This is a genomic window from Bradyrhizobium sp. P2_E8 (assembly GCF_056403875.1).
Map to the genome: position 1 here is coordinate 1 of NZ_JBFUES010000903.1, position 3,061 is coordinate 3,061.

Annotated in this window: 3 protein-coding genes; all 3 read left to right on the top strand. The window is 64.4% G+C overall.

All coding sequences use genetic code 11. The features are described 5' to 3' along the window. A partial coding sequence (locus AC1D00_RS33980) for an SIS domain-containing protein (RefSeq protein WP_477013678.1) occupies window positions 1-658 on the top strand: 658 nt, incomplete at its 5' end. 12 nt (window positions 659-670) lie between these two features. Continuing rightward, the gene (locus tag AC1D00_RS33985; RefSeq protein ID WP_477013679.1) at window positions 671-1,693 is read left to right on the top strand and encodes a lysylphosphatidylglycerol synthase transmembrane domain-containing protein; all 1,023 of its coding nucleotides are present in this window, start codon (window positions 671-673) and stop codon (window positions 1,691-1,693) included. 85 nt (window positions 1,694-1,778) lie between these two features. Then, window positions 1,779-3,047, top strand: coding sequence for a methyltransferase domain-containing protein (locus AC1D00_RS33990; RefSeq protein WP_404557237.1), 1,269 nt, complete (start codon window positions 1,779-1,781; stop codon window positions 3,045-3,047). Window positions 3,048-3,061 lie beyond the last annotated feature (14 nt).

Below are 3,061 nucleotides of genomic sequence, written 5' to 3' on the forward strand. Positions count from 1 at the left end.
GTATTATACCTTTGCAATCCCTAGTAATAGTCGGTATCAGGGCGACATGTTGCAATCGAGCCGCCAGCCCATGCCTGCCGAGTCCGTCGATCCCGATCACAAGGCCTTCCTCGACGATTACGTCGGTCGCCTCCATCGCGCGACCGCGATAGACGACGGTATTTTTGCGGGGATCTCCGCCACCCGTGCGACCTGGTTGCGCACGCGCGAGCAGGGCGGTCGCGTCATCTTCATCGGCAATGGCGGCTCGGCCGGCATCGCCTCGCATCTGGCGATCGATCTGGCGAAGAACGCATCAGTGCCTGCGCTGTGCTTCAGCGATGCAAGCATGATGTCGTGCCTCGCCAACGACTACGGTTTCGAGGACTGGATCGCGCACGCCGTGCGGCTGAACGCCCGCGCCGGCGACTGCCTCGTTGCGATCAGTTCGTCGGGGCGCTCGAAGAACATTCTCAATGCGGTCGCGCAGGCGCGGACGATGAAGCTCGATGTGATTACGCTGTCGGGCATGAATGCGGAGAATCCCCTGCGTAATCTCGGCGACGTCAATTTCTGGGTGGACAGCCGCAGCTACAACATTGTCGAGACCACGCACCAGTTCTGGATGATGGCCGCGATCGACCTCGTCATCGGTCGCGCGGAATACCCGGCGTCCTGAGGCGGGTATCGGATGCAGTCGCGCTTCAAACAGACGGCTCTGTTTTCGGTGAAGCTGCTGCTGTCGATCGCCGTGCTTGCCTACATCGCGCGCGGTCTCGATCTGGGCCGGTTGCGCACTCATCTCGTCTCCGTCGACCCGTTCCTGTTCGCTCTCGCGCTGGCGCTGATCTTCTTTCAGACCTTCGTGCTCAACGGCCGGTGGGAGCTGATCATGCGCGCGCTCGGCGTGTCGCTGGACTGGTTCGCCGGCTGGCGGATCCTCATGATCAGCCTCTGGTTCAACCAGGTGCTGCCGTCGTCGGTCGGCGGCGACGCGGTGCGGATGTGGCTGCTGCGGCAGCGAGGCGTGCAGTGGCCGGAGGCGGTCAAGGGGGTTGCGGCGGACCGTTTCACGGCGTTGATCGGGCTGGTCGTGCTGATGGTGGCCGGATTGCCGTTCCTGATGTCACGCGTGTCCGATCAGGCCGCGATCCTGGCCATCGGCGGGCTGACGCTGGCGGGCGTCGCCGGCACCGTGGTCCTGTTGACACTCGATCGTCTGCCGAAGCGCCTCATCGCGCCTCCCGCGATCGCAAGCTTCGTTCGGTTCGGGACGCTCGTCAGGTTTCTTCTCGTGCAGTCCGCGTGCCGCGGCTTGCTCCTCGGATCGGCGCTCCTCATCCATCTCGTGACGGCGGCGGCCTGCTATGCCCTGGCGCGCGGCGTCGGAGCGCAGCTCTCGGTACTGGACGCCGGCATCCTGATTCCGCCGGTGGTGCTGTTGACGGCCGTTCCGATCTCGATCAGCGGCTGGGGCGTTCGCGAGGGAGCCATGGTCGCCTGCCTTGGCCTTGCCGGCGTTCCGTCCGAGGAGGCGCTGTCGGTTTCGCTCCTGCTGGGTGCCGTCAGCGTGATCATCGGTCTTGCAGGCGGCGTGATCTGGCTGGCAAGCCCGGAGCGCGGCTCGTATTCCGCGGACAAGGCGGCGAAGGCTGCGGAACAATCGCCGAATTACGCAATGGCGAAGGTCGAGGAGGTATCGAGCCACCCTTGACCCGCTTGAACCATTGCCGTCGATCCAATCTTCACAGGGTGGGATTGCCCCATCCGCGCGCATCTCTCCGTTTTCTGGTTCCACGATGAAAAACCTGTTCTACGTCCGTCATACCTGCCGCCTCTGTCATTCGGACAAGCAAGAGCTTGTCGTCCCGATGGCCGGCATGCCAATCGGCACGCCGAACTTCCAGGTGCCGGACGCCAGCGTCGACGATCCCGTCTTCAGGGCCGCGGTGCCGATGGCGCTGCATCTGTGCAGGGACTGCGGCCACCTCCAGATTCTCCATGTCGGCAATCCGGAGATCCAGTACCGCAACTACGTCTACACCACCTCGCTCTCGCTCGGGCTGCGGCAGCATTTCGAAGGCTATGCCAGCGACGTCGTCAGCCGCTTCGGAATCGCGCCGGGGTCGCTGGTGGTGGAGCTCGGCAGCAACGACGGATCGCTGCTCGGCTTCTTCAAGGAGCGCGGCATGCGGGTGCTGGGCGTTGATCCCGCCGTCGACATCGCGCGGCGCGCGACCGAGGCGGGCATCGAAACCATCGGCGATTTCTTCACTGACGCCGTCGGGCACCGCATCCTGAAAAGCCACGGTGCGGCGAGCGTCGTGATCGCCAACAACATGATCGCCAATGTCGACAATCTCGATCCGCTGGTGATCGGGGTTCGCGACGTGCTCGCGCCGGACGGGTTGTTCGTCTTCGAAACGCAATACGGCGTCGACGTCACCGAGAAGAACCTGCTCGACACCGTCTATCACGAGCATCTGTCGTATTTTAACATCAAGCCGCTGACGCGCTTCTTCGCGCGGCTCGGGATGGAAGTGATCGACGTCCAGCACATCTGGACCAAGGGCGGCTCGATTCGCGTGACGGTGCAGCGCGCCGGCGGCGCGAAGAAACCGTCGGCGGAGGTCGCGCGGTTCATCGCCGAGGAAGACCGGCTCGGCGTCGATCAGCCGGCCTATTATGCGCCCTACGTGAAGCGGATCGCTGCCATTCGCGACGAGTTGGTCGCGATGGCCGATGCCGCCCACGCACGCGGTCAACTTGTCGCCGGCTATGGCGTCTCAGTCGGCACCACGACCCTGCTGCCGCAGTTCGGCCTTGAGGGCAAAATCGACTTCCTGGTGGACGACGACCCCAAGAAGGGGAACGTGATGGCCGGCCCCGGCTACGACATCCCGATCCTGCCGCCCGCCGCCCTTTACGAGCGCAAGCCGGCGTTCGTCGTCGTGTTCGCCTGGCGCTACGTCGACCCGATCCGGGCCAAGCATGCCGGTTATTTCGCGGACGGCGGAAAGTTCGTGGTGCCGTTGCCGGGCATTTCCATGGTCGAGCGGGCCGATTGACGCTGGTCCGGGGC

Coding starts and splice junctions, on each gene's coding strand:
- AC1D00_RS33985 (WP_477013679.1), top strand. CDS start 671: ATGCAGTCGCGCTTCAAACAGACGGCTCTGTTTTCGGTGAAGCTGCTG.
- AC1D00_RS33990 (WP_404557237.1), top strand. CDS start 1,779: ATGAAAAACCTGTTCTACGTCCGTCATACCTGCCGCCTCTGTCATTCG.